Origin of the sequence: Asaia bogorensis, from assembly GCF_900465345.1 — a bacterium.
Lineage (GTDB): Bacteria > Pseudomonadota > Alphaproteobacteria > Acetobacterales > Acetobacteraceae > Asaia > Asaia bogorensis_A.
Window position 1 is genome coordinate 1 of the sequence record NZ_UEGO01000022.1, and the last position, 1,998, is coordinate 1,998.

The following is a 1,998-nucleotide window of genomic DNA, read 5'->3' on the forward strand; positions in this document are numbered from 1 at the left end:
TGCCTTCCTCGAAAGCATCAAGCGCCGGGAATGGTTCAAGACGGTTCCGCTCGCCCGTGTGTGGGTGTCGAGCAAGCGCATGTCGATGCCGCCTGGTGGGTCTGACGTACCCGCGAAAGGCGGTGCGATTGCCTATGCGTGGTTCGTGTTTGAGCACGGATATTCGGGGCCGCCGATCATCGGATTCCTGCCTGATGTGCCTGTGGCTGATGAGGTGGTGGGATGAGCAAACCAGAACCCCTGACGCCCCCTGATTGCGACCTGCGGGGGCTCCCATTCATGCAATTGGACGTGTCCAGACTGGTCGATAGCGACATGTTTGCGCTGTCAACCGGGGAGGAATTCAAGGCTGCTGTTGCGCTTTGGTGCAAGTCGTGGCTCCAAATCCCCGCGTCGAGCCTCCCGAATGATGACAGAGTGCTTGCCCATCTTTCGGGTGCAGGCTCACGGTGGAGCCGCATCAAAGAGATGGCTCTGCGCGGCTGGATACTGTGTTCTGATGGCCGTTTATATCACCCTACAGTGGCAGAAAAAGCCCGCCACGCTTGGGAATCTCGCGTGCGACAGCGCGAGAGAGCCGCAAAGCGTTGGGAGAAGTCTGACCGCGCAACCGGCAATGCCACGGCATCGGACTCACAAGAGCCACGGGAATGCCGCGGCATATCCCACGGCAATGCCATAGAGAGGGAGAGGGAGAGGGAGAGTATAGACTCTTCACTACGTTCAGAGTCTGTCAGCGCTTCCGCGCCTGACGAAAAGCCAGCCGTCCGGGTTGTGGGATATTCCGAGCCGAAAGCTCCCAAGGGATGCAGACTGCCGGATACCTGGTGGCCGTCTGAAGATCTCCAGCAGTTCGCCCGGTCCAATGGCTGCGACCCGGGCAAGGTGGCCGAAGCTTTCTGCGACTACTGGCGTGCGGTTGCCGGCGCAAAGGGCGTCAAGCTCGACTGGGACGCCACGTTTCGCAACTGGTGCCGCCGGGACAGCGAGCGCGGGGGCAAAACGGCGTCCGTCCCACGTGAGCGACCAAAATCCATTCTCGCACAACAGGCCGACCGCATGGAGGCCGAATGGCTCGAACGCCAAGGCATGGGGGAGATGCAGCGATGAATAACCTCACCACGTCTGATCGCCGCCCGGCGATCGTGATCAGCCCCGAATTGCAGGCAGTGATCGGCTCGCACTCTGGCGGGTTCTTCGGCAGGCGCGAAACGGATGCCGAGCGTAACGCCCGCTTGCGCCGAGGCGATGTYGCTCCGGGCTTGGTGCTTGGCAGTACGACGCAGGCAAAGCCGTCAGCCGCTGCTATTGCCGAGGCCCGTCGCGTTCTCCCACTTCTCGAACGCGAGTTAGACCCTCTCCCGGCCCATGAGCTTTTTGCGRTGGTCAAGCATCTGACCGACATGCTCAACGGCGCAGCCCCAAACCCGCAAGACGAAGGGGCGATGAAGATGCGCAGGCTTGCAATGCTCACCGCGCTCTCGGACACGCCAGCCGGTGTGTGGGGCGATGAGCTGACCAAGGCAGCATTGCGCCGCTTCAAGTTCTTCCCCTCGGTGGCCGAACTCGCGGACTTGCTGGACGAGGTAGCCGCCCCTCTGCGCGACAAGGTGGCGCATGTCCGCATCGTGTCCCGGCAGGAGGCGCGTGAACCGGAGCGCCCTCGCCCCACCGACGCCGAACGCGAGGCCGTAGCAGCGATGATGGCCGAGCGCCGGGCCGAGGTCGCCAGACGCGAAGCTCACGAAGCGAAGATCCGCAAGCACGGCACCTACACACCACCCGGCGCTGAGGGTCTGACCGGCTGGCCCCTGCTCGACGCGCTGAAAGCCGATCTCCTGAACCTCGACGGGGATTTGCTGGCCGTGACGCAAGAGCGGATCGAGGAAATGCAGCGCCGGTTCGAGGCGGCGGAACGGTTCATGACGAGCGAGGTGCAGGCATGAAAACCCAGAAAATCCGGGCGATTTCGGTACAAACGGGACTCGGGGTGTGGTA

2 protein-coding genes and 2 pseudogenes are annotated in these 1,998 nt (G+C 62.7%); all 4 read left to right on the forward strand.

What is annotated here, in order from left to right; genetic code table 11:
- Positions 1-226: pseudogene (locus ED655_RS08965) on the forward strand (hypothetical protein); the annotation flags it as partial.
- A gap of 53 nt (positions 227-279) precedes the next feature.
- Positions 280-522, forward strand: a pseudogene (locus ED655_RS16075) (DUF1376 domain-containing protein); the annotation flags it as partial.
- Between the two features lie 36 nt (positions 523-558).
- The gene (locus ED655_RS15880) at positions 559-1,110 is read left to right on the forward strand and encodes a hypothetical protein (RefSeq protein ID WP_240993590.1); all 552 of its coding nucleotides are present in this window, start codon (positions 559-561) and stop codon (positions 1,108-1,110) included.
- Positions 1,107-1,946, forward strand: coding sequence for a hypothetical protein (locus ED655_RS08975; protein WP_122049891.1), 840 nt, complete (start codon positions 1,107-1,109; stop codon positions 1,944-1,946). The genes ED655_RS15880 and ED655_RS08975 overlap by 4 nt, the downstream gene beginning before the upstream one ends.
- The last annotated feature ends 52 nt before the right edge of the window (positions 1,947-1,998 follow it).